Below are 21,665 nucleotides of genomic sequence, written 5' to 3' on the forward strand. Positions count from 1 at the left end.
ATCGTCACGAGCGCCAGGCACACTCCCTCCCCAGGAAGGAGAACAGCGCACGGTTCGGCTCGCGGAACGTCTCGAGCAGACGCTCGAGGGCGGCCGGGGGCATGTCGGTGTAGCGGCGCGCGTTGTGCTTGCCGTACTCGCCCAACGAACGCGGGGGCAGACCGAGGAACGCGAGCACCCGCGCGAAGCCCGCGTCCGGCTCGGCGAAGAACTCCTCGCTGCCGAGGATCAGGGTTCGTTCGGACGGCACGTGCTGCGCCCAGGCTCGCAGCTGGTCGAGGTAGAGGCCACGAGTCGCGTACGAGTGGTGCTGGAAGCTCTGCGACTCGTACGAGGGATCGGCGAGCAGCCGCTCGCGCTCCCCCGCGAGCCGCTCGGGCTCGGCCGCCAGGGCGTCCTCGAACGACAGGTCTTCATAGCCGCGGGCCTTCTCGTGCTGGTACTGGGAGTAGGCCCGCTCGACCGGGTCGCGCAGCATCGCGATGATGCGCACCTGCGGAACCGTCGCGGCGACCCGCTCCGGAACCGCGGGGTGCAACAGGTAGTACGGCGCTCCCTCCCCGGTGACGAGCGGGTGCCCGGTCTTGCGCTCCACGCGACGGGCGGTCCCGCGGGTCGGGAAATGGCCCCGGTACCAGTCGAGTCCCCGGAGGTAGTTCTCGTCGAAGTAGTGCGCGCCCTTGCCCATCACGACTCGCGCGACGTTCGGGTGCTCGGCGAGATAGCGATACAGGGAGGTGGTTCCCGCGCGCTGCGCGCCGACGATCAGGAAGTCCGGCAGCACCCGCATCCCGCTCGTCGCGAGAGCGACACGCTGGCCGGCGCGTTTCGCGGCCTTGCGGACCGGGTCGGGCAGGCGGGTCTCGCTTCGCCCGGCCATCAGGCGAGCCCCTCGAGCACGGCGAGCGCCCCCTCGGGAGCACGGTCGCCGGGGGGAAGGGTTCCGGCGGCGCGGGCCTCCTCGTAGCGCGCGAGCCGCTCGACGAAGTACCAGGAGAGCACGGCGTCGGGGTCCCCTGCCCGCAGCTCGGACAGCGCCTCGACGACGGCACCGCGCGCGAGGCCGAGCGCACGCGGGAGGTCGCGGCCGCTCGCGTGCGAGGCGACCTGCACCTCCCAGTGCACCGCGTCGAGCCCCACCGGAACGCCGGCCGCGGCGCGCTCCCAGTCCCACACGGTCCACCGTCCTCGCCACCACGTGGTGTTCCAGGGAGCGAGATCGCCGTGCCACGAGCCGAACGGCACCGAGGTGCCGGCGAGGTGGCGTTCCATCGCGTCGAGGATCACTCGGGCCCGGGCCTGCACAGACCCGTCTCCGGAACGTTCGATCCGATGGCGCAGGTCCGCCCAGCCGGGCTCGTCCACGATCCTCCGCGGCGTGGTCCGTTCGCGATCCGCGATCTCGCGGACGACCTCCAGGGGAACGCCCCTCGGGCCCCGCCGCACGAGGGGTTGCGGGGCGGGCGACACGATCCCGACCGGGAACCCTCCGAACGCGACGAGACCGATCGGTGCCGGGACGTCGAAGTTCCGGGGCGGCGCATCGCTCCACGCGCGGAGGACCTCGTTCTCGCGGTCAACCAGGGCGCGCGTGAGCTCGTTCCAGGCGACCTTGGCGAACGCAACGACCCGACCTGAGGGCCGCAGCACCTGCACGACCGGCTTCGCGTTGGGCCGTACGCTGCCGAGGGTGATCGACAGCACCGCGTCCGGTACACCGAGCGTCTCTCGCAGGAACGGCTCGATCGCCTCGTCGTTCCCCGCCGCGGACACGCCGTCATCCGCGCGCAGCACGATGTGCAGGGTGCCGGCGGACAGACGCGCGCCGACGCCGAGACGGAAGGCCGCGCCGGCCGCCGACTTGCGCAGCCGCGCCGTCGCTCCCATCCCGTGGTTGAACTGATTGAGCGACGCGGAGGCGGCCCGCGGCGCACCGGCCGGCACGAGCAGGCGTGGAGCGGAGGCTCGTGGCACGATCGCGTACGACGCGACGGCCGTCGTGCCCACCCGTGGCGACCCCAGCTCCGCGCGCACACGGGCAGCCGGCCAGAGGACGGAGGCGAGCCACCGGAGAGGGTCGGCCGTCGTCGACGCGGCCGGCGTCGTCGCGCCGGCGTCGCTCACGAGCCGGCCGCCGCGCTACCGGACAGACCGGCTTCGGCGCGCAGCCCGGCGAGGCGTTCCTCCTCGAGGATCGCGGTCTCGTCACGGACGGCGCGGAGTCCGAGCGCCATCGCGACCATCGTGATCATCAGCTGGGCGGGCAACTGGCCGTAGAACGCGAGCTGCACCGTCGCGATCAGCACCACCACCTGGCACCACAGGACCAGATCGGATCGGGCGCGGCGCATCCTCCATAACGCGATCAGGTACCACGACACGTAGAAGACGATCCCGGGGATCCCGTTCGAATACGCCACGAGCCAGAATTGCCCGTGCGTTCCCACCGACGGCAGGTTCGAGTTCTCTTCGGAGTCGCGCGGCGACCCGTACCCGAACAGGGGCGACGCGGCGATGCCCGTCGCGGCCTCCTCGTACAGGGTCGAGCGCCCCTCGTCGCTGTGGCCGGTGGCGATCCGCGCCTCGATCACACCGCGCAGCGGACTGAAGAGCACGAGCATGCCGATCACGGCCACGCCGAGCAGCAGGTAGCCGAGCGGTTTGCCCCGCCCCTGCTGGGCCATCCGGAGCGCGGCGTACAGGATGCCGATCGACAGCGAGACCCACAGCCCTCGGTTCATCGACAGGATCACCGGGACGACCGCGAGAGCCAGCAAGACGCGTGCCAGGTTGCGCGCCGAACGCGTGCGCAGGTACTTCCACCCGAGGATCGCGAACGGGGTGAGCAGCGCGATCGCCGCCCCCCAGTCGTTCGTGTACTCGAACGGGAACTTCGGCCGCGGCGCCGTGTAGCCGAGGAACTCCGACTCCTGCGCGAACTCCAGGTGGACCATGTTGCGGACCCAGTCGTTGGAGGTCAGGCCGCCGGGCAGCGCCAGCTCCGTCGGGCTCGCGGCCTCGAACCCCTGCAGCACGACCCCGAGGAAGCCGCCGAGCACGACGATCGACCACAGGGCCGCCACCGACATCACGATCGCCTTGTCCGACATCCGCTCGCGCGGCGCGTTGTACAGGTACAGGAGCAACAGCGTGGCGCTGATGTACTGCAACGCCCGGAACCCGAACGGCACGAGGCGCCCCGCTTCGCCCAGCATGATCGCCGAGCACAGCATCCAGCCGAGGAACAGCAGCCACACGCCGAACCCCTTCGGTGCCTCGACCCGATCGCGCATCACCAGCGAAAGCCCCATCGCGGCGCCCATCAGGAACCAGACGAACACCCCGAACCCGAGGACCCACCAGAAAGCGAACCCGACGAACACAACGTAGAAGGGCCAGCCATAGGGCAGGCGGGGAGCGCCGATACGCGGGCCGACGGCGAGGCCGACCGAGCTCATACGCCCCTCCCCGTCGCATTGACCGCCTTGACCACCCACGCCGGACGCACCGCACCGGTGGACACGGCCCAGGCCAGGTACCCGCGAGGCTGGCGGGGGTCGAGCCGGATCGAGCGCTTCGCCCACCGGCGCGCTTCGTCCCGGTCACCGGACGCCGCGTGCGCGAACGCGATCCGACCGTACATCCGTCCGAGGTTGCGCGGATCCCGCGAGAGCTCGGGATGCTTGTCGAGCTGGTACTCGAGCGCAGGAACGATCGTCCCCCACCGGTCGGCGAAGAACGATCCCGCCCAGTGGACACGCGCGAGCGGCTCGGGAACCGCGACGATCGGTGCGACCTTCGCGGCCCGCAGCAGCAGGTCGTAGTCCTCGCCGTAGCTCCCGGGGATCTCCTCGTCGACGAGACCGATCTCCTCGACGAGCCGGTCGCGGCGCATCGCGAGGGTCGAGGAATGCACCTCCATCCGTCGCGACCGGGTGAGGTGGTCGAGCGTCACCCGGGGCCCGGGCGGGCGGCGGACGATCTCGCGCCCGCGGTTGACCACGTAGATGCCGCACGTGGCGAGCGATGCATCGGGGTGGGCCCGGAGTGCCTCGATCTGCAGCCGGAGCTTGGAGGGGAGCCACTCGTCGTCGTCGTCGAGGAACGCGAGGAACTCGCTCGTCGCGGCGAGCACCCCCGTGTTGCGGGACCCGGCCAGGCCGGGGCTGCGTTCGTTCTCCGAGAGCGTGATCGTGCGGCCGGCGACATCAGGCACCCGTGGCGGCTCGGGTTCCTGCTGGTCGAACACGATCCGGATCTCGATCTCACCCGGGTAGTCCTGCTGTTGCACGCTGCGGACGGCCCGTGCGAGCAGCTCGGCTCGGTCGTGGGTCGGAACGATCGCGGTCACCCGCGGCCAGCGGTCGCCGTCGCTCACGGGTCCCTCCGGTAGCCGTACCGGCGCAGCAGGGGAAGGGTCAGCAGCGAGACCATCCGCGCGTCGGCCTCCGGCAGCTCGCGACGCCACGCCTCGTCGAGCTCGAGGTCGATGCGCCCGGTCGCGAACCGCATCGGATTGCCGGCGACGGTGTGGTCGCTCGCGAGCTCGACGGCGGCCGCACCCGCACCCTCGGTCACGAAGTCGAGAGCATCGGACCCGGCGCGGAGACGAGCGAACCGCACAACGCGCTCGGTCTGTGCCCGCGGGCGCTCGATCAGCGATTCGTACCGCACCAGCATCGTCGGGACCCCCGTCACGGGAAGCAGGTCGAACAGGAGGTTGAAGCCGATCCACCACCCGGCCATCGTCGCCGGCCGGAACAAGGGCATCAGCTCGTCGCGGCCCACGATCTCGGGCTTGACCACCTGTTTCGTCCAAGAATACGCCACGCCCCGTGGATCCCGGACGAGATGGACGGCCCGGAGATCGATCTCGGGGACGGCCCGGTACAGGTAGGCCGCGCTGGGATGCTTGCTCGAATCGATCACGATCTCGGCACCGCTCGCGTCCCGCGCGGCCCGAAGCACGCGGCCGACGTAGGAGCCGTACCGCTCGAGCGCCGCCCGGAACCGCGGTTCGGTCCGCGGCGCCAGCAACAGGGGGACGTATCGATTGCGATCCACCGCGCGTTGCAGCGCCAGGACCTCGTTCACGTCGATCCGGTCCCACCCACCGAACGCGAGGTCCCCGACCTTCGTCCAGAACGGGCAGGCGGAGAACGCCTCGCCGCACCCGCATCGTTCGTCGTCCCGCACCCCCCGCGCCCACAGATGCACGACCTCGCCGAGCGACACGGCTCCGGGAACCTGGCCCACGATCCGGTCCAGGAGGGTGCTCCCCGACCGGCCCGCACCACCCACGTAGAGCACCGGCGTGGAGGCAGGGGCGCCGGCGCTCACGGTGCGCCCTGCTCCAGGTTCGAAGGCGTCGGGACCGACGTCCCGTTCCGTCCCCGGACGCCGTACCCGTAGCGGATCAGTCCCGGCAGGGTGAGGCCGGTGAGCGCGATGCGGTCGCGGGCGGGCAGCGCCGCACGCCATTCGTCGTCGACGCGGAGGGTCCGGCGGCCGAACGTGAAGCGCATCGGGTTGCCCTCCACCGTGTGGCTGGGCGCGAGCTCGACCTCCCGGCCGTCGAGGAACTCGAGGTCCTCTGCCGCCGGTACGACCCCGGCGAGCGCGAGTGCCCGCTGGGTCTGCCCGGCGGGATCGGCGATCAGATCCTCGTAGCGCATGAACGCGTACGGAACCCCGAGCCGCGCGATCGCCGAAGTCTCGGCGTTGTACACGAGCCACCGCGCCGCCGACCCGGCGACCCCGTACCGCGGCAGGTAGGCCGGATCGCCCTTCGACACCTTCTTCTGCACGAGCTTGCGCCACGAGTAGGCGACGCCGCGGCTATCGCGCACCAGATGCAGCATCCGAAGGTCGACCCGGGGGACCGAGCGGAGCAGGTACGCGTGCGAGGGGATCTTCGTCGAGTCGACGAGCGCGCGTGTGTCCGGACCGGCGGTCTCGGCGATCGCCCCGTACAGCGTGTCGAGGATCGCCCGGTACGTGTCGACCTGCGAGCGGGTGCCGGGACGGACCCTCGCCGCCGCGCCCGGCATCGCGAGCAACGGCACCATCCACGGCTTGTCGAGCTCGTTCTGCAGCTCGATCGCGCGGTGCACGTCGAGCTGGTTCCATCCACCCCAGCCGCGCTCGCCCACCTCCGTCCAGAACGGGCACGCGGAGAACGCCCGGTCGCAGCCGCAGGGGCGGTCCTCCACGACGCCGCGGAGCCAGATCTCCCGAACCTCGCCGAGCGAGACCACTCCCGGCACGTGGCCGAGCAACCGATCGAGCAGGGTGCTCCCGCTGCGCCCCCACCCGCCGATGAACAGCACGCGCACCCTGGCGGTGCTCATGCCCCCGACCCCCCTTCGCCGGGCACCACGCCGTCGACGAGGCTCGCGAATCGAGCGATCGCTTCGGTGACGTTCGGGTCACCGGACTCCGCGCGGAACGACCTGGCGCCGGAAGTGGCCGCATCCAGCAGCTTCGTCAGGTCTGCCTCGTTCGCGGCGAGGACGGCCTTCCCGAGTCCCGCGAGCCGTTGCGCGAACTCGACCTGGTGATCGTCGACGTGTTCGCCCTCAGACCCCAGACGGGGCACCACGATCGGCAGCCGGCCGGCGGCGCGCGCGAGCATCACGCTGCCGGTGCCGCCGTGGCACACGACCGCGTCGGCTTCCTCGAGCAGGGACCGGACACGGTCGAAGGGCAGGTAGTCGTGCCCCTCGGCGTGGACCGGCGGACGTGCGGTCCCGTACTGGACGATGACCCGGGCCCCCTCGGCGGCCGCGGATCCGGCCCAGGTGTCGACCCACCCGATCAGCCGCTGGAACGGGTAGGTCTCGGTGCCGACGGTGACGAACACGGTGGTCATGGGGAAGGGGTCGCACACTCCTCGTGTGTATGGCCTCGGTCGCTGGGCCTCGTTCCTAGAGCAGGGTTCCGATCACGTGCCCACGAGGATAGAACCGCTTCTGCTCGGGCCACTGGAGGACGAACAGGGTGCTCAGCGGGTAGCACAACCGCCCGGTCAAGGAGGGGGCGTCCATCCGCTCGTAGGCCTCCACGTAGACGGTCGGGATCCCCCGGAGGCGGGCGATCACGAAGAAGGGGAACGCGACCCCCGCGCCGCTCGAGACGAGCACGTCCGGGCGATCACGGCGGAGCAGGCGCCAGGCCAGCCGGAGGTTCCGCAGGGCGTTCGGCACGTTGCGCTGGGTCGGGTGATGGGCCCACGCGACCCGCTCACCGGCGAGGAGCGACCCGGCGTCGAGCTTGTCGAAGGTCACCCATCGTCGCTCGTGCGCGCTCCACCACGGGCGCAACTGGTGGAGGAGGAGCAGATGCCCCCCCGACGAGCAGACGAGGAGGACCCGCACCCGTCAGTAGGCTCCGCGGCGCGTCACCAGCTGTGGGATCGTCTTCGCGACGATGAACAGGTCGTAGGCGAGCGACCAGTTCTCGATGTAGAACAGATCGAGTCGCACGTACTCGTCGAACGACAGGTTGCTACGGCCGCTGACCTGCCACAGCCCGGTGACCCCGGGCTGCACTTCGAGCCGGTCGAACTGCCAGTCTTCGTACTCGCTGACCTCCTCGGGCAGCGGCGGCCGCGGGCCGACCATGCTCATCTCGCCGCGAAGGACGTTCACGAGCTGTGGGAGCTCGTCGAGGCTCCACTTGCGCAGCCACTTGCCGACGCGCGTGACACGGGGGTCGTCCTTCAACTTGAACAGCGGGCCGTCCGCCTCGTTGTGCTCGCGCAGCGCGGCGAGCCGCTCCTCGGCGTCGGCCGCCATCGTGCGGAACTTCAGGATCGTGAAGGGCCTGCCGCGCTGACCGACCCGGCGCTGGCGGAACAGGACCGGACCAGACGAGGAAAGCCTGATCGAGGCCGCGATCACGATCCACAGGGGCAGGGTGAGCAGCAGTCCGAAGCTCGAGAGGGCGATGTCGAACAGCCGCTTGGCGATCGCCTGCGTTCCCGTCAGGCGCACCGGACGCAGCGACAGCGACATCAACCCGCCCAGCGGTTGCGCCGACACGCGGGTCGACAGGACCTGGGGCAAGGTCGCCGTGACGCGGACCTCGACGCCTTCGAGCCGCACCGCCTTGGCGACGTGACCCATCTCCTGGGTCTCGAGTGCGCTCGAGGCCACGAACACGCAGTCGGCCCCGGACTCGCGGATCACCTCGCGCAGGTCGCTGACCCCACCCATGACGGGCCCAGGGGTATCGGCAGGCGGCACATCCGAGGTCGAGACGAAGCCGATCGGCGTGTAGCCGAGCGCGGGTCGGTCCATCAGGTCGTGCAGGTGCGTTGCCTCCTCGTTCGTGCCGACGATGAGGGTGCGGAACCGCAGGTCGCCGCGCTCGCGGGCGCGGCCGATGTACCAGTGCCACACACGGCGCGAGAACAGGGTGAACACGAGGGTGAATCCCCAGGTCAGCGCGATCCAGCCGCGGGCGAACGAGGACTTCGCCCAGAACGAGACCGTGGCGAACCCCATCACGCCGAGGGACACGGCCAGGATGATCCGGCGGAACTCCTCGACCGGGGTGAAGTGGTGTGCGTCGTAGAGGCGGAACAGCGCGAAAACGCCGGCGAAGAACAGCGGCGCTGCCACGAACAAGGCCACGAACTCCGGCTCCGGAGAGTTCCAGCCGAATCGGATCAGGTAAGAGACCCCGAGGGCCAGCGCGATCGACAGGGCGTCGGTGAGCGCCATCCGGCGGTAGAGAGCGCCGTAGCGCTCTCGCGCGGACGGCAGCGCGGTGTCGTATCGAGGGATCGCGGTGCGCAGCCGCTCGGCAACGCCGATCCCCGATGTGGAAACGTCTTCAACGCGTCCCTGCAACGACTCTCCCTCTCGTTCCCCTACCGCCCGCCACACAACGGGGACCGTACGGATGTCCGCGAACCCTGGCCGTCACCTGCGGGCTCCGTAGGGAGGATGGCTCCTCGCATGGAACGATACGCGGTCGCTCCGAGCTACACCATACGGCGAAGGGTTGGGCCGTTCGTAGTAGCTCAGGACCGAAAGACTTAGGTCTTTCGGGCTAGTCGTCACACCGGTCACCTCGGGGAGCGCCGTCTCCCCTGTCCGCCCTACTGTGGCGTCTCTGCGACCTTACCCGAAGAGACTGTCGATTATGCGGATCACGCCGGGTCCGACGATCACGATGAACAGCGCCGGAAGGATGCAGATGATGAGGGGGAACACGATCTTCACGGGAGTCTGCTGTGCAGCGCGTTCGGCGCGCTGACGGCGCTTGATCCGCAACTGCTGGGACTGGGTGCGCAGCACATTGCCGATGCTGACACCGAACACATCCGCCTGGATCATCGCGAGGGTGAACGCGTTCAGCTCCTCCACGTCGGTCCGCTCTGCGAGGCTGCGGAACGCGTCCGCACGCGAGACCCCGAGCTGGATCTCCTGCAACATCCGCGCGAACTCCGACGAGAGCGTTCCCGGCGTGTTCTGCACGACCCGGGACAGCGCCGCGTTCAAGGACAGACCCGCCTCGACGCTGATCGTGAGCAGGTCGAGGGTGTCCGACAGGGCGTTGCGGATCTCCCGCTGACGTTCCCGTACCTTGCCGTCCAGGATCGCGTCGGGGCCGACGAACCCCACGAACCCGAGCAGGACGAGCATCGCGATCACGATCATCCCCGAGAACCCCGCGATGCCCGCGAGGATGAGTCCCCCGACCGCTCCGCCGATCACCCCGAGCACCTTGAACGCCAGGACGCGCTCGGCGTCCCACCCCGGCGGGTTGCCGGCGAGCACGAGCTTGCGGGCCATGCGCTCGCGCGCCTCGACGGGCGTGAAGCGTTTCGCGATCGAACCGGCCGCGCCCACGAGGGGGAGCAGTGCCCGGTTCGTGAACGGCTGTTCCAGCTCGTCCTCACGCTGGTTGGCACCCGCACCCTCGCCGACCTGCGACTCGAGGAGCTTCACGGCGCGCTCCCGGTCCGAGATCGACCAATCGAGCGCGACGCCGGCCAGCACGATGGCCGCGAAGGTCATCCCGAGCCCGAGGAACAACCAGAGGTTAGACATCGATGTCGATGACCTTTCGCATCCAGACCACGCCCACACCCATGAGGACGACGGCTCCCGCGACGAGCACCCACCCGAGCGTCGTCGTGAACAGCAGCCCGATGTAGTCGGGGTTCACCAGTCCCATGTAGGCGGCGATCACGAACGGCATCGCGATCAGCACGACCGCGGACAACCGTCCCTCGGTCGTCAGCGTCGTGATATCGCGCCGGATCTCCTGGCGCTCGCGGATCGTCATCGCGACGGTGTCGAGGATCTCTGCGAGGTTGCCGCCCACCTCACGCTGGATGTTGATCGCGAGGACGGCCCAGGTGAAGTCCTCGACGCCGATCCGCTCGGCCATCGCGTCGAGCGCCTCCTCGGATGCACGCCCGAGGCGGATCTCGGCAACCACCCGGTTGAACTCCGCGGCCGCGGGCTCGTCGATCTCCTTCGCGACCGTGTCGAGCGCCTGCAGGAAGCTGTGTCCAGCGCGCAACGAGCTCGCGAGGATCGTCAACACGTCCGGGAGCTGCTCCTGCAGCTTCGTGTCGCGCTTGGAGATCGCCCGACGGACGATCACGTAGGGGATCGCGCCCGCCGCCACCGCCAGCAAGGCAGCGAGCACCACGGGAACACCGAGCACCACCGACAGCACACCGCCGCCGAAGGCGGCGAGGACGGTCACGACGACGAACTCCCCGCCACGCAGCGGCAGTCCGCTCTGTTCGAGCTTCGCGTCGAGCGACACGCCGAAGCCGCCGGCGGTCGCGACCTTGCCGCCGGCATGGGCCACCGACGTCGGGATCCACGACATCGCCTGATCGACCTCGTCATCGTCGACGGACTCCGGATCCCGCGGAGTCCCACTGCGCGCCAAGAGCATCCGCGCGGCCATCCGCCGTTCCTCCCGCATCCGGAGGCCGGTCCCGAGGATCATCCAGAACAGCATTCCGAACGCCGCGAAGCACACGGCCACGACGATCACGAGGCCGAGCGTGCCGCTGAGGGCGGCGCCGATCACGACGCCTCCTTCTGCTTCGCGCGTTGCCGTGGCTTCTGGGCCTGCGCGGGCGCCGGCGGTGCGAACAGTTCCGGCTTCACACTCACGCCGCGTTCGGCCATCTTGTCCAGGAACGAGGGACGCAGACCGGTCGCCTGCAACGACCCCTTGAATTTGCCCTCGCCGTCCATACCGGCGGCGAAATCGAACAGGAAGATGTCCTGCAGGGTGATCACGTCGCCCTCCATCCCGACGAGCTCGGTGACATGGGTGAAGCGGCGCGAGCCGTCCTTGAGGCGCGACTGGTGGACGACGAGGTTGAGCGCGCTCGAGATCTGGTCGCGCAGCGAACGGCTGGATAGTTCGATCCCCGCCATCATCGCCACGGTCTCGAGCCTCGAGAGCGCGTCACGTGGTGAGTTCGAGTGGATCGTCGAGATCGATCCGTCGTGGCCGGTGTTCATCGCTTGGAGCATGTCGAGCGCCTCGCCGCCGCGGACCTCACCGACGACGATGCGATCGGGCCGCATCCGCAGCGCGTTGCGTACCAGGTCGCGGATCGCGACCTCGCCCCGGCCCTCGATGTTCGGTGGCCGGTACTCCAGTCGCACGACGTGGGGCTGCTGGAGACGGAGCTCGGCGGCGTCCTCGATCGTGATGATCCGCTCGTCGTCGGGGATGAACGACGACAGCACGTTCAGCGTCGTCGTCTTCCCCGCACCCGTTCCTCCGGACACGAGGATGTTCACCCGACCGCGCACGCACGCGTCGAGGAACTGCGAGACGGGCGAGGACATCGTCCCGAACCCGATCAGGTCGTCGGCGCCGTACGGATCGGCGGAGAACTTCCGGATCGTGAGGGAGGGGCCGTCGATCGCCAGCGGCGGGATGATCGCGTTCACGCGCGAGCCGTCGGGCAGTCTCGCGTCGACGTACGGGCTCGACTCGTCGACCCGGCGCCCGACCTTCGCGACGATCTTGTCGATCGTGCGACGCAGCTGCTGTTCGTCGTGGAACTTCACGCCGGTCCAGTAGAGCTTGCCGGCGCGCTCGACATAGATCGTGTCCCAGCCGTTCACCATGATCTCGGTGACCTCCGGGTCGCGCACGAATGGCTCGAGCGGCCCGAGTCCGAGGACGCTGTCCCCGATCTGCCGGACGATCAGCAGCTTCTCCTGCGCCGAGAGCGGCGCTTCCTCTTCGTCGAGCAGCTCGCGCAGCCGCTGGTGGACCAGGCCCTCGAGCTCGGTGTCCGAAAGGGTCGAGTCGTACAGGCGCGGTCCGAGGACCTCGACGAGGCGCTCCTGCACACGGGAACGCACTTCAGCGATGCGGTCGCGCTGCTGGGCTTTCGCGAGCCGGTCTGCGAGGGACATGGGGAGGGTTCCTCTCTGTTCGGGCCTATCCGCGAGCGAACAGCCGGAACTTCTTCCGACTGGTCTCGGGTACGGGGGTCGGGTCCTCGCCGACGGGCTTTCCGGTGAACCGGCCGGCGAGCGCTCGGATGCTGTGGGAGACCTGCGCGTCCGGCTCGTCGATCACGACGGGGATGCCTCGGTTCAACGACATCGGAACCTTCACGCTCGAGGGGATCATCGCGTCCACCTCGATGTTCATGACACGTTCGACGTCCGCGCTGTCCAGGCCCACCTTCGAATCGGCCCGGTTCAGCACGACGCGGAACCGGTCGCGCGGTAAGCCGATCGAGAGCAGCGTGTCGAGCGCCTTGGACAGGTGCTTGACGCCTACGACGTCCAGGCCGGTGATCAGGCAGATGTCGTCGGAGACGTCGAAGCAGACCAGCGCCGAGTCCGAGTAGTCCACGGACGCGTCCACCACGACGTAGCCGAACGTGTCGCGCAGCGCCCGCAGGTACTTGCCGATCGTCTCGCCCGCCGGCGTCTCGACCGCCGGGTCGACCGGCGCGCCGTAGCCGTAGAGGTTGTCGCCGAGCTTGAGCCCCGCGTCCTTGATCGTCCGGGCGTCGGCGCCCTCGCCGAGCAGCATCAGATCCTCGAGCGTGGCCTCGGGCTCACGCCCGAAGTAGGTGAAGACATCGCCCATGTCGAAGTCGAGATCGACGACCGCGGTGTCCTCACCGGTGAGCTCCGCGATCGCGGTCGCGAGGTTGGTCACCATGAAGGTCTTCCCGGTGCCGCCCTTCGAGGAGAACACGGAGATGATCTTGCCCCGCTCCCCCTTCACCTCGCGGTGTTCGGTCGCCGACCGGAGGTTCTGCGCCCAGTCGATCGCTCGCTCGACGGCGTCGCGCAGCTCCTCGCTGCCCTGGGTCATGTCGACGACGTCGCGGATCCCGGCCCGCATCGCTGCCGGCAGCAGCCCGTTCCAGGTGTGGTCGCGCACCATGACGATCGCCGTCCCCGGTGCCGAACGCCCCACGAACTCGGCCAGGCCGAGCGCGTCGGGGTCCTTCACCTCGTGGGAGAGCACGAGCACGTCGACCGGGTCGGCCGCCGTCAGCAGCACCTCTTCGGCCGCGGTCGCGCTCTGGGCCCAGCCGACGGCGTCCTGCTCGACCTCGAGCGCGCGCGCCAGGGTCTGCCGGAACGACGGCGGGGTGCCGACCGCGTAGACGGAGGGCTCGCTCACCGACCGACCACCTGGGCGATACCGACGGGCTTCACCTTCGTGACCTCATCGCCCGGACGGATCAGGCCGAGCCACACGCTTCCGGTGTTCTGCGAGGTGATCAAACGCATGGCGTCCTCGGGCGTCAGTTCGAGGGTCACGATCTGTTCCTCCTGCACGTCGCCCTCGTCCGCCGCGGCGGGATCCGTTTCGGTGGGTGCCTGGGTCACGGCGAGCACCCGCGCGTCGGGCACAACCATCACGGTGGCGGGCTCGATGGAGCCGCCGCCCGACTCGCCCGGCGCCTTCCCGCGAGCGAGATCCTCCAGGCTGAGGTCGGCGAGCGCGAGACCACCGAGGAACGCGTAGAACGACACTCGGTCGCCCCCGCGCAGAGCACGCCCGACGAACTGCTCGGGCGTGAGCTTGACCGAGAGCGCCTGGTAGTCCTCGCGCAGACCGAGCGTGCCGCCGGGAACGTCCGAGCCGGTGTCCGACAAGCGCCCCAAGGCGATCTGCTCGTTCGCGAGGATCGCCTGCTCGGCCGTGCGACCCTGGAGCTCGTCCAGGCTCGTGACGGCGCCCGACACGACCGCGTCGGTCGGCACGTCCTGCTGCACGAACCCGTCCGCCGAGATCAGCTCGTCGAGCTGAGTCCCGGCCGCGATGTCGACCGTGGACACGATCACGGGCGTGAGCTCGCCACCCGTGCGGGCGTCCTCACGGACGTTGTTGACGTAGAGGAAGACGGCCGCCGTGGCCCCGACGGCCAGCAATACGGCGAGCGCCACGATCAGGCTCCGTGACTTCATGTTCGGCTGCTCCTTTCGTGCATCATCACGACGCTATTCCTGCTCGGGGCACGAACCCGAGATGTCGAGCTCGCACAGTTGGACGCCCAGTTCGTTGAACGGCCTGCCACCGACGCCACCACTTCCGAACGTGCTCTCGGCCCAGGCGATACGCACGCAGTGGCCGCTGTCGTTCGACGCGGCTGGAGCGCCGCAGACGCCGAAGGTCTCCCACACGAAGCTGATGCGCGGAGGATTGGTTGTCGGGGGGTCGGTCGAGCGCCAGGTGATCGTGTGCGTCGACTCGTCGTAGTCGTAGTCCGATCCGAGCGCGCACAGGGCGTTGCCCGCTCCACCGCAGCCTCGGACCTCGAGGCCCGTGAGCACGTCCGGCACGGTCCCCGGGCAATCCGTCCCGGAGAGGGTGGCGAGGTCGACCGTCGGGGCGTTCGGCCCGAGGAAGGTGTCGGTGGACACGCAGGTGCCGGCGTCGCCCCCGGCGGCGCCATCCTTCGCCCGAACCACCTCGAGCAGCGTCATTGATGCGAATCCGACCACGTTGAACTTCCCATCGGTCGGAACCTCGTCCTCCGTGAGGGGGAACGTGATGATCTTTCCCACGTTCGCCTCGAGGGCGCCGTAGAGAGGCTCGGAATTGCCGTCGCCCGAGCACACCCAGGTGGGATCCGGGTAGTTCACGGACAGGTTCTCCGGATAGCCGCCGGCCTCCGCGTAGTCGATATTGCCGGGGAGGTCCTTGCTCGCGCAGTTCTGCGAGATGGGCACGTCCCATTTGTTCAGGTTCAGGGAACCGAAGAGGCCGTTGCCGAAACCGGCCGCCCCCCCGCCGCCGTTGTCGAACCAGAAGGCGCATTCCTCCCCGACCGGGATGGAGTCCCCCGGTCCCTCGGGGATCGAGCAGTTGCCGGACGAGAACGATCCGGTCACGAGAACGAACGGCACGGGCCTCGAGGCGCGAGCCCCGCCGAACACCGCCGTCGCCTCGGCCGACACGCCGCCCTCGGTGTCCCCGAACAGACCTGCGAAGAACAACGGCTGGGTGGTCGTGTACCGGACGGTGACATAGCCGGAACCGTTGCCGCAGTTCTGCTCGGCGATGATCCCTCCGTCCGACCCCGAGTTGCCGAGGACCTCGGCGTTCGCGCCGGCGTACTTGTCCGCTTGCGCCTCCGCGTCCCCGGAGGCACGTGCGCACGACTGCGCCGCGGCGAGCGCGGCCGAGTCCGCGGCACGGACCATCGCGCGTCGGCTCACGAGCAAGGCACCGACGTCCACGACCAGGACCACCATCGCCAACAACGAGAAGATCGAGATCGCGACGATCACGGCGGTGGCCCCGTCCTCTGATTCCGGGCGAAAACGTTGCCGAAGAGGGCGTCCGAGCGTCACGGCGACTCCTGCTCGCATCGGAAACTGCCCGAGATCGTGGCCGTGCGCGTGGTGCTCGGGACGAGCGGGATGCTGATCTCGAACTGCTGGGACCACGACACCTCGACGGACGCGTCGGGTGAGTCGGCCGAGTCAGGACAGCTTCCCATCGAGATCGATCCGGTGATCGCGTCGAAGTCGGAGCCGGCGGCTCGCTGGATCGCCGAGAGCGCCTCGGCCTCGGATCCGCCGACCGCCCGGACCCTCGCGCCCTCGCGCGCCGCGGACTGGAAGGTCTGGTACTGGCTGAAGACGATGCCGAAGACGATGATCGCGAACACGATCATGAACAGCAGCCCGGCGATCAGCGCGAACTCCACCGCCGCCACACCACGTTCATCCTCGATCCGGTCCGCGATCCGCCGCGTTCCGTTCACGCGTTCACCCCTGTTACGAACTCCGCCGAGTTGGGAACGCCGGGGACGATGCCCCGGCGTCGGTGCCGCCGCCGGCCCCTCGCTCCGCTCCCCGCCGGAGTGAGCGACCGGCGTGGTCGCCCTCGTACGTTTCCGTGCCTAGCTGCCGACGGCGTCCGCGACTGAGTCGAACTTCGTGTCCGCGTTGTTTCCGAGCAGCGTCACCGACACGATGATCACGGCCGCGATCAGCGCCACCATGAGCGCGTACTCGACCGCGGTCGCGCCGCCCTCTTCGGTCGCACGACCGCGCAGGTCGTCGTGCCACACCTTCACTCGAGTGAACAGGCTGGTCAGCATTCCTTCACCTCCTTGCACTTCGCCCCGAGGTGAGCTTCACGCGTGCTCTCACCGGATGTTTTTTGCCGCGCTTCAAGTTACGGCGCAGGGGGGGAGAACTTGAATTCCGAGTTGCCCGGTACCCCCGTACGTTGTTCTGCGTACTGCAGTCGTCGCAGGCGTGTGAGGCAGACCTGCCTGACCTACGATGTGGTCGTGCCGGCCGCGAAGAACGCTGGGCAGGGTTCGCGCCTGGGGATCACGACCTCCCAGCTGTGGATCGTCGTTGCGGTCGCCCTGCCGGTGATCGCCGTCCTGCTCCGACGGGCGACCTCGCCCGACCTCGCGTATCAGCTTCGACTCGGTGAGTTCCTGCTCGACTCCCATTCGATCCCTCGGGTCGACGCCTTCACGTTCACCGTGACCGGGCGTCCGTGGATCGATCAGCAATGGGGAGCACAGATCGTGCTGGCGTCCGTCTTTCGCTGGGGCGGCTGGGCGGCTCTCGGCGCGCTCCGAGCCTTGCTCGTGGGGGCCACAGCGGTGCTCCTCGTGCTGGCGTGCCGCGCGAGCGGCGTCTCGAACCGAGCGGCGGCGCTGCTGACCGTGACCGGATCCCTCGTTGCGCTCCCGGCACTCACGATCCGCCCGCAGCTCCTGGTGGTTCCGTTGTTCGCGGCGACCTTGTGGATCGTCGCCACGAGGCACGCACATCCCGGTCGCCTGTGGGCTCTGCCGGGGATCGTCCTCGTGTGGGCCAACGTGCATGGAAGCGTGGTCCTCGTCGCGGTCGTGCTCGCACTCTGCGTCGTTGCGGACATCCGCACGGACCGTCCGATGGTCCGGCGCCTAGCGCTCGTGTTGGGAGCATGCGTCGTGGCGGTGTTCGTGAACCCGTTCGGGTTTCGGCTCGTCGAGTACGTAGCTCAGATCGCGACGAACGACACGATCCGAGACCTCATCACCGAGTGGGAACCGCCGACGTTGGGCGACCCGTGGGGAGCTCTGTTCCTCGTGTCCGGGTTCTCCGTCGCCGTCTACCTCGCGCGGAGCGATCGCCCGACGCCGTGGCCCACCGTCGCCTGGCTCGGTGCCTTCTTCGTCCTCGGGCTCACCGCGTATCGATCCGTGCTCTGGTGGGCATTGGCAGCTCCGGTGGCGATCGCATCCACGATGGCACCCACGGATACCAGCGAGGTGCGCCGGCGCTCGCCCCAGCGCTCCGATGACCAGCGCATGCTTCCGAACGCCGTGGCCGCCGGTGGGCTGCTGATCGCCGTTCTGCTGTTGCTCCCGGGTGCCGTGCGCGGGGGCGATGCCCCGTTCTGGCTCCCGAAGGATGCTCCGCTGGGTCTCACGGAGCGCGCCCGGGAAGGACTTCCTCCGGGAACGAGGACGTTCGTCGCCCAGCCGTGGGCTTCGTGGTTCGAGTTGGAGGCTCCGCACCTGCCGGTGTTCGTCGACTCGCGGATCGAGCTGTTCCCCGAGCGAGTATGGGAGGACTACTCGCTCGTCGTGAACGGCAGGGACGGGTGGCAGGACGTTCTCGACCGATACGGCGTCGACGCGGTGATCGAACCCCGGGAGGGATCGGAGTTGTTGTCGCGGATCTCCGACGACCCGTCGTGGACGACCCTCGCAGAGGACCAGGATGGAGTCATCTTCGTCCGCTCATCCGGTGGAGCCGAGGAGCTCGGACCTGGGTGAGAGGGAGCGCCTGCGGACAGCAACCGGCTGTGCGGGCATGCGCACCCAACGCACCAGGCACCAGATCAGGGCAGCGGCGCGGAGGATGACCGCGGCGCGCAACGTCGTCGACGAGGCGCCTCCGAACCCCGATTGCTCACCGAGCCACGAGAGTTCGGAGAGGTGCACGGCGACGTCCGTGACGGCCAGTGCGGCCCATGTGCGGACATCGGGGAACACGAGGGCGAACCACGGCAGCAACCACAGGGTGTACTGCGGCGAGTACACCTTGCTGGTCAACACGAAGGCGACGAGCAATGGGAATGCCAGCGTCCACCCGGCGAACTCGGGTTCTCGGCGACGCTTGGCAACGAACACGAACCCCGAAACGACGAGGAAGGCAGCGAGTGAGAGCGCGCCGACGACGTCGTCGGAGACACACGCCACCGTGCCCGTTCGCCCGCACCCACCGAACCAGATCGAGCCCGGACTCGGAGGCCTGGTCGTGTTGAAGCGGAAGAACAGACTCCACGCCGAAGGGACCACGATCGCGACCGGCAGGTTGACGATGAGCACCGCGGCGAGCGCCCATCCCGTGATCGTCCCGGCGGCGCGCCGTGACCCCGTTCGGAACCGATCCAGGACGAAGGCAACGCACACGAAGACTGGATAGAGCTTCGCCGCCACCCCGAGACCCGCAAGGAACCCGGCGGCGCGATCCCGCCGCTCGACGAAACACAAGGCCGCCCAGGTCGAGAGGAAGACGGGAGCAGGTCCCAGTTGAGGAATGCCGCGAGCACCAAGGATGGCGACGCGACGAACAACAACGCTCGGTCACCCGTCAACCGGATCAGGATGAGGGCGGTTGCGAACGCACACGCAGTCAACACCAAGACGTTCGCCGTGAGATAACCACCGTCGCTTCCTGCCGGCAGCGTCGTGAGGTACATCACGCTTGCGGTCAGGACGGGGTACTCGTTCGCTTCGTCCAGATACGGAACGGATCCCGCGTCGAGTCCTCGGGTCTCGTGGAGCGCGAGGATGTCTGTGTAGCAGAAGCGCTCGTACGGTCGACCGTCCTCCCACGATCCCTCGGCGCACGGCACTTTCAGGAGGAAAGCGGAGGCCAGGACACCCCCGAGGACCAGGAGCAGGGATGCGGCAGACAGGCGACGTGGGATCGAGCTGAGCCGCTGCACCGCGGTCGCGGTCAGTCGAGCCCGCCGGCGCTGACGAGGCCGGAGCGCGCGGCAGCGCGGATCGCCGCGAGCCGGCTGCCGACGCCGAGCTTGCCGTAGATGCGGCCGAGATGGGTCGTGACCGTCCGCTCGCGGACGCCCAGCCGTTCCCCGATCTGCTTCGCGGTGAGACCTTCGGCCGCGACGGTGAGCACCTCGCGCTCGCGGGCGGTCAGCCGGACCTCGACCTCGCGACGGCGTTCGATCCCCTCGGCGATCTCACCCACGACATCGACCGGCGGGCCGGCGAGCACCATCTCACCGTGGTGGGCGCTTCGCAGCGCCTCGAGGAAGTCGACCGGGTCGAGGTTCTTGTCGATGAAGCCGTCGGCGCCGACGAACAGGGCACGGGAGATCGCGATCGGGTCGGACTTCGCACCGGCCGCGAGGATCGCCACCGACGGGTAGCGCTCCCGGAGCTCACGGATCAGCCAGAACGCGTCGTGATCTCCGTCGAGCCCGAGGCCGACGAGTGTGACGAGCGTCGTGCGGCGCAGCCTGGCGATCTGCAGGAGCCCCTCGTCGGCGTCCCCGGCCTCGGCCACGACCTCCATGTCGGGCCGGTCATCGATCAGCATCGCGATCCCCGCGCGCACGACCGGCAGCGGGTCGATCAACGCGATGTCGACACGATCTGTCCGTGACGATCGGGTCGAACCGGCGCGCTTCACCACGTTGGACCACCTGACACGGGGCGAACGATGATCGGGCGGCCCCGTCGTCCCAGCGTACCCCCGTGCGCGCGGAAGCTCCAGACCGAAGTCCACCTCACCGGCCGACCGAGCCCGTTCCGTCCGAGGGGTCGAGCTCGATCAGCCCGAGGGAAGCCGCCCGTGCGATCGCCTGAACCCGCGTCGCGACGCCGAGCTTGCGGTACAGCCTCGTCACGTGGCTCTCGACCGTGCGCGGAGAGATCTTCGCGCGGGTTGCGACCTGCCGGATCGTCAGGCCTTCGGCGAGCAAGCGGAGCACCTCCAGCTCGCGGGGCGTCAGGGTCTCGGAAGCCCACTTCTGCGTGCGGGCTGCCTTCGCGAATCGCCCGAGGGCGGCGACCGCGTCGCGTTCGAACCCCGGAGGGAACACGCGGCCTCCCGAGGCGACGGTCTCGATCGCCTCCGCGATCGGTCCGACGCCGGCGCTCTTCGCGACGCAGCCGTCCACCTTCGCGCGCAAGCAATCCAGCACGAGCGTCCCGTTCACGGTCGCGGCGAGCACGAGCATGCGAGCTTCCGGTCGGACCTCGCGCAGTGCCGTCACCGCCTCGAACTCGCGTGTTCCGGGCAGGTCGGGATCGATCACGAGGAGGTCGGGCTCGTGCTCTTCGCAGGCGGTCGTCGCCTCGGCCAGATCCGCGGCCTCCGCCACCACGGTGAGGGTCCCCGTCGCCTCGCACGCCGTCCGCACGACACCGCGGACGATCGGGTGCGGGTCGACGATCAGGACCCGGTGGGCAGTCGCCATCTGGGGCCAAGGCTACCCGCCATCACGCGGTGCGCGACGTGGGTGCGAGGCCGTGGCGCCACGCGAGCGTGACGGCCTCGACCTTCGAGTGGACACCGAGTTTCGCGAGGATGCTCTTCACGTGACTCTGCACGGTGAGCCGGCTGATGCCGTACTCCTCGGCGACCTCGACGGTGGAACCGCCGCGCGCGAGCGCCCCGAGGACCTCGCGCTCGCGGACCGTGAGCCGATCGAGTCCCTCCCGGGCCTCGGCGCGTGAGGCTCTGCGGGCATCGAGCTGTGCGACGACCTCTTGGAGATCGCCCACGGGCATCACGATCTCCCCCATCGCGGCGCATCGCAGGACGGCGGCAAGATCTTTGGGCTCGCTCGCACTGGGAACGAACCCGCACGCCCCGGAGGAGAGCACCAGCGCGATCCGCTCGGGACTCTGCATCTCGGCGGTCACGACGATCTTCGCCTCGGGTGCGGCCGCGTGCAGCACGCGAGTGGCGTCCGTTCCCTCGATGCCGTCCAGATCGAGGTCGAGCAGCACGACGTCGGGTCGGTCGCCGTTGCGGCATCGCTGTTCGGCCTCGTCGAGTCCGGCGGCGACGGCGAGCAGCTCGACCCCGTGGCCGTCCTCGAGCAGGCGCGCGACGGCGCCACCGAACAACCGGTCGTCTCCCACGACGAGCACTCGCGTCAGCTCGTTCATCCCTGTGTGGTCATCG

The 21,665-nt window shown here is 69.3% G+C and carries 22 protein-coding genes; 1 reads left to right on the forward strand and 21 read right to left on the reverse strand.

Translation table 11 applies throughout. From position 1 onward, the window contains the following. Nucleotides 1–4: 4 nt before the first annotated feature. The 17 genes from WEF05_09070 to WEF05_09150 form a co-directional block, all read right to left on the reverse strand. Complete coding sequence (locus tag WEF05_09070) at nucleotides 5–880, reverse strand: sulfotransferase domain-containing protein (protein MEX1102035.1); 876 nt, start codon at nucleotides 878–880, stop codon at nucleotides 5–7. Next, entirely contained in the window at nucleotides 880–2,124 is a 1,245-nt protein-coding gene (locus WEF05_09075) for a hypothetical protein (protein MEX1102036.1), read from the reverse strand. The genes WEF05_09070 and WEF05_09075 overlap by 1 nt, the downstream gene beginning before the upstream one ends. Beyond that, entirely contained in the window at nucleotides 2,121–3,458 is a 1,338-nt protein-coding gene (locus WEF05_09080; protein ID MEX1102037.1) for an O-antigen ligase family protein, read from the reverse strand. The genes WEF05_09075 and WEF05_09080 overlap by 4 nt, the downstream gene beginning before the upstream one ends. Continuing rightward, the gene (locus WEF05_09085) at nucleotides 3,455–4,378 is read right to left on the reverse strand and encodes a glycosyltransferase family 2 protein (protein MEX1102038.1); all 924 of its coding nucleotides are present in this window, start codon (nucleotides 4,376–4,378) and stop codon (nucleotides 3,455–3,457) included. Before WEF05_09085 ends, WEF05_09080 begins: the two co-directional genes overlap by 4 nt. After that, nucleotides 4,375–5,340: a sulfotransferase gene (locus WEF05_09090; protein ID MEX1102039.1), complete on the reverse strand. Its 966-nt coding sequence runs from the start codon at nucleotides 5,338–5,340 to the stop codon at nucleotides 4,375–4,377. The genes WEF05_09085 and WEF05_09090 overlap by 4 nt, the downstream gene beginning before the upstream one ends. Continuing rightward, nucleotides 5,337–6,350 carry a sulfotransferase domain-containing protein gene (locus WEF05_09095; GenBank protein MEX1102040.1) on the reverse strand — a complete coding sequence of 338 codons (1,014 nt, stop codon included), beginning with the start codon at nucleotides 6,348–6,350 and terminating at the stop codon, nucleotides 5,337–5,339. Before WEF05_09095 ends, WEF05_09090 begins: the two co-directional genes overlap by 4 nt. Next, complete coding sequence (locus tag WEF05_09100) at nucleotides 6,347–6,871, reverse strand: glycosyltransferase (GenBank protein MEX1102041.1); 525 nt, start codon at nucleotides 6,869–6,871, stop codon at nucleotides 6,347–6,349. Before WEF05_09100 ends, WEF05_09095 begins: the two co-directional genes overlap by 4 nt. Before the next feature lie 55 nt (nucleotides 6,872–6,926). Further along, nucleotides 6,927–7,376, reverse strand: coding sequence for a UDP-N-acetylglucosamine--LPS N-acetylglucosamine transferase (locus WEF05_09105; GenBank protein MEX1102042.1), 450 nt, complete (start codon nucleotides 7,374–7,376; stop codon nucleotides 6,927–6,929). Nucleotides 7,377–7,379: 3 nt separating this feature from the next. Beyond that, nucleotides 7,380–8,855, reverse strand: a complete 1,476-nt coding sequence (locus tag WEF05_09110; GenBank protein MEX1102043.1) for a sugar transferase — start codon at nucleotides 8,853–8,855, stop codon at nucleotides 7,380–7,382. A gap of 273 nt (nucleotides 8,856–9,128) precedes the next feature. After that, on the reverse strand, nucleotides 9,129–10,061 hold the full coding sequence (locus WEF05_09115) for a type II secretion system F family protein (GenBank protein ID MEX1102044.1): 933 nt from the start codon (nucleotides 10,059–10,061) through the stop codon (nucleotides 9,129–9,131). Next, the gene (locus WEF05_09120; protein ID MEX1102045.1) at nucleotides 10,054–11,064 is read right to left on the reverse strand and encodes a type II secretion system F family protein; all 1,011 of its coding nucleotides are present in this window, start codon (nucleotides 11,062–11,064) and stop codon (nucleotides 10,054–10,056) included. The genes WEF05_09115 and WEF05_09120 overlap by 8 nt, the downstream gene beginning before the upstream one ends. Further along, nucleotides 11,061–12,419 carry a CpaF family protein gene (locus WEF05_09125; protein ID MEX1102046.1) on the reverse strand — a complete coding sequence of 453 codons (1,359 nt, stop codon included), beginning with the start codon at nucleotides 12,417–12,419 and terminating at the stop codon, nucleotides 11,061–11,063. The genes WEF05_09120 and WEF05_09125 overlap by 4 nt, the downstream gene beginning before the upstream one ends. A 25-nt stretch (nucleotides 12,420–12,444) precedes the next feature. Further along, entirely contained in the window at nucleotides 12,445–13,653 is a 1,209-nt protein-coding gene (locus WEF05_09130) for a hypothetical protein (GenBank protein ID MEX1102047.1), read from the reverse strand. Continuing rightward, entirely contained in the window at nucleotides 13,650–14,444 is a 795-nt protein-coding gene (cpaB, locus tag WEF05_09135; GenBank protein ID MEX1102048.1) for a Flp pilus assembly protein CpaB, read from the reverse strand. Before cpaB ends, WEF05_09130 begins: the two co-directional genes overlap by 4 nt. A gap of 33 nt (nucleotides 14,445–14,477) precedes the next feature. Continuing rightward, nucleotides 14,478–15,770, reverse strand: a complete 1,293-nt coding sequence (locus WEF05_09140; GenBank protein ID MEX1102049.1) for a pilus assembly protein TadG-related protein — start codon at nucleotides 15,768–15,770, stop codon at nucleotides 14,478–14,480. A gap of 59 nt (nucleotides 15,771–15,829) precedes the next feature. Beyond that, complete coding sequence (locus WEF05_09145) at nucleotides 15,830–16,249, reverse strand: TadE family protein (protein ID MEX1102050.1); 420 nt, start codon at nucleotides 16,247–16,249, stop codon at nucleotides 15,830–15,832. A gap of 138 nt (nucleotides 16,250–16,387) precedes the next feature. Continuing rightward, nucleotides 16,388–16,588 (reverse strand): Flp family type IVb pilin, encoded by a 201-nt coding sequence (locus WEF05_09150; GenBank protein ID MEX1102051.1) that lies wholly within the window; start codon nucleotides 16,586–16,588, stop codon nucleotides 16,388–16,390. 195 nt (nucleotides 16,589–16,783) lie between these two features. On the opposite strand from WEF05_09150, the gene WEF05_09155 reads away from it, so the two are divergent. Continuing rightward, a complete protein-coding gene (locus WEF05_09155; GenBank protein ID MEX1102052.1) occupies nucleotides 16,784–18,274 on the forward strand; it encodes a hypothetical protein in 1,491 nt (496 codons plus the stop codon). Here WEF05_09155 and WEF05_09160 read toward each other — a convergent pair. The 4 genes from WEF05_09160 to WEF05_09175 form a co-directional block, all read right to left on the reverse strand. Then, nucleotides 18,239–19,060, reverse strand: coding sequence for a glycosyltransferase 87 family protein (locus WEF05_09160; GenBank protein ID MEX1102053.1), 822 nt, complete (start codon nucleotides 19,058–19,060; stop codon nucleotides 18,239–18,241). The two genes, WEF05_09155 and WEF05_09160, sit on opposite strands and share 36 nt — an antisense overlap. 403 nt (nucleotides 19,061–19,463) lie before the next feature. Continuing rightward, a complete protein-coding gene (locus tag WEF05_09165) occupies nucleotides 19,464–20,165 on the reverse strand; it encodes a response regulator transcription factor (GenBank protein ID MEX1102054.1) in 702 nt (233 codons plus the stop codon). 94 nt (nucleotides 20,166–20,259) lie between these two features. Further along, the gene (locus tag WEF05_09170) at nucleotides 20,260–20,952 is read right to left on the reverse strand and encodes a response regulator transcription factor (protein MEX1102055.1); all 693 of its coding nucleotides are present in this window, start codon (nucleotides 20,950–20,952) and stop codon (nucleotides 20,260–20,262) included. A 22-nt stretch (nucleotides 20,953–20,974) separates the two neighbouring features. Further along, nucleotides 20,975–21,649, reverse strand: coding sequence for a response regulator transcription factor (locus tag WEF05_09175; protein ID MEX1102056.1), 675 nt, complete (start codon nucleotides 21,647–21,649; stop codon nucleotides 20,975–20,977). Between the last annotated feature and the right edge of the window lie 16 nt (nucleotides 21,650–21,665).

This window comes from Actinomycetota bacterium, assembly GCA_040881665.1.
Classification (GTDB): domain Bacteria; phylum Actinomycetota; class UBA4738; order UBA4738; family HRBIN12; genus JBBDWR01.

Bases quoted from the DNA above. Each gene is read 5' to 3' on its own strand.
- WEF05_09170 (MEX1102055.1), bottom strand. From the start codon at position 20,952: ATGGCGACTGCCCACCGGGTCCTGATCGTCGACCCGCACCCGATCGTC.
- WEF05_09150 (MEX1102051.1), bottom strand. From the start codon at position 16,588: ATGCTGACCAGCCTGTTCACTCGAGTGAAGGTGTGGCACGACGACCTG.
- WEF05_09100 (MEX1102041.1), bottom strand. From the start codon at position 6,871: ATGACCACCGTGTTCGTCACCGTCGGCACCGAGACCTACCCGTTCCAG.
- WEF05_09080 (MEX1102037.1), bottom strand. From the start codon at position 3,458: ATGAGCTCGGTCGGCCTCGCCGTCGGCCCGCGTATCGGCGCTCCCCGC.
- WEF05_09070 (MEX1102035.1), bottom strand. From the start codon at position 880: ATGGCCGGGCGAAGCGAGACCCGCCTGCCCGACCCGGTCCGCAAGGCC.
- WEF05_09095 (MEX1102040.1), bottom strand. From the start codon at position 6,350: ATGAGCACCGCCAGGGTGCGCGTGCTGTTCATCGGCGGGTGGGGGCGC.
- WEF05_09125 (MEX1102046.1), bottom strand. From the start codon at position 12,419: ATGTCCCTCGCAGACCGGCTCGCGAAAGCCCAGCAGCGCGACCGCATC.
- cpaB (MEX1102048.1), bottom strand. From the start codon at position 14,444: ATGAAGTCACGGAGCCTGATCGTGGCGCTCGCCGTATTGCTGGCCGTC.
- WEF05_09175 (MEX1102056.1), bottom strand. From the start codon at position 21,649: ATGAACGAGCTGACGCGAGTGCTCGTCGTGGGAGACGACCGGTTGTTC.
- WEF05_09115 (MEX1102044.1), bottom strand. From the start codon at position 10,061: ATGTCTAACCTCTGGTTGTTCCTCGGGCTCGGGATGACCTTCGCGGCC.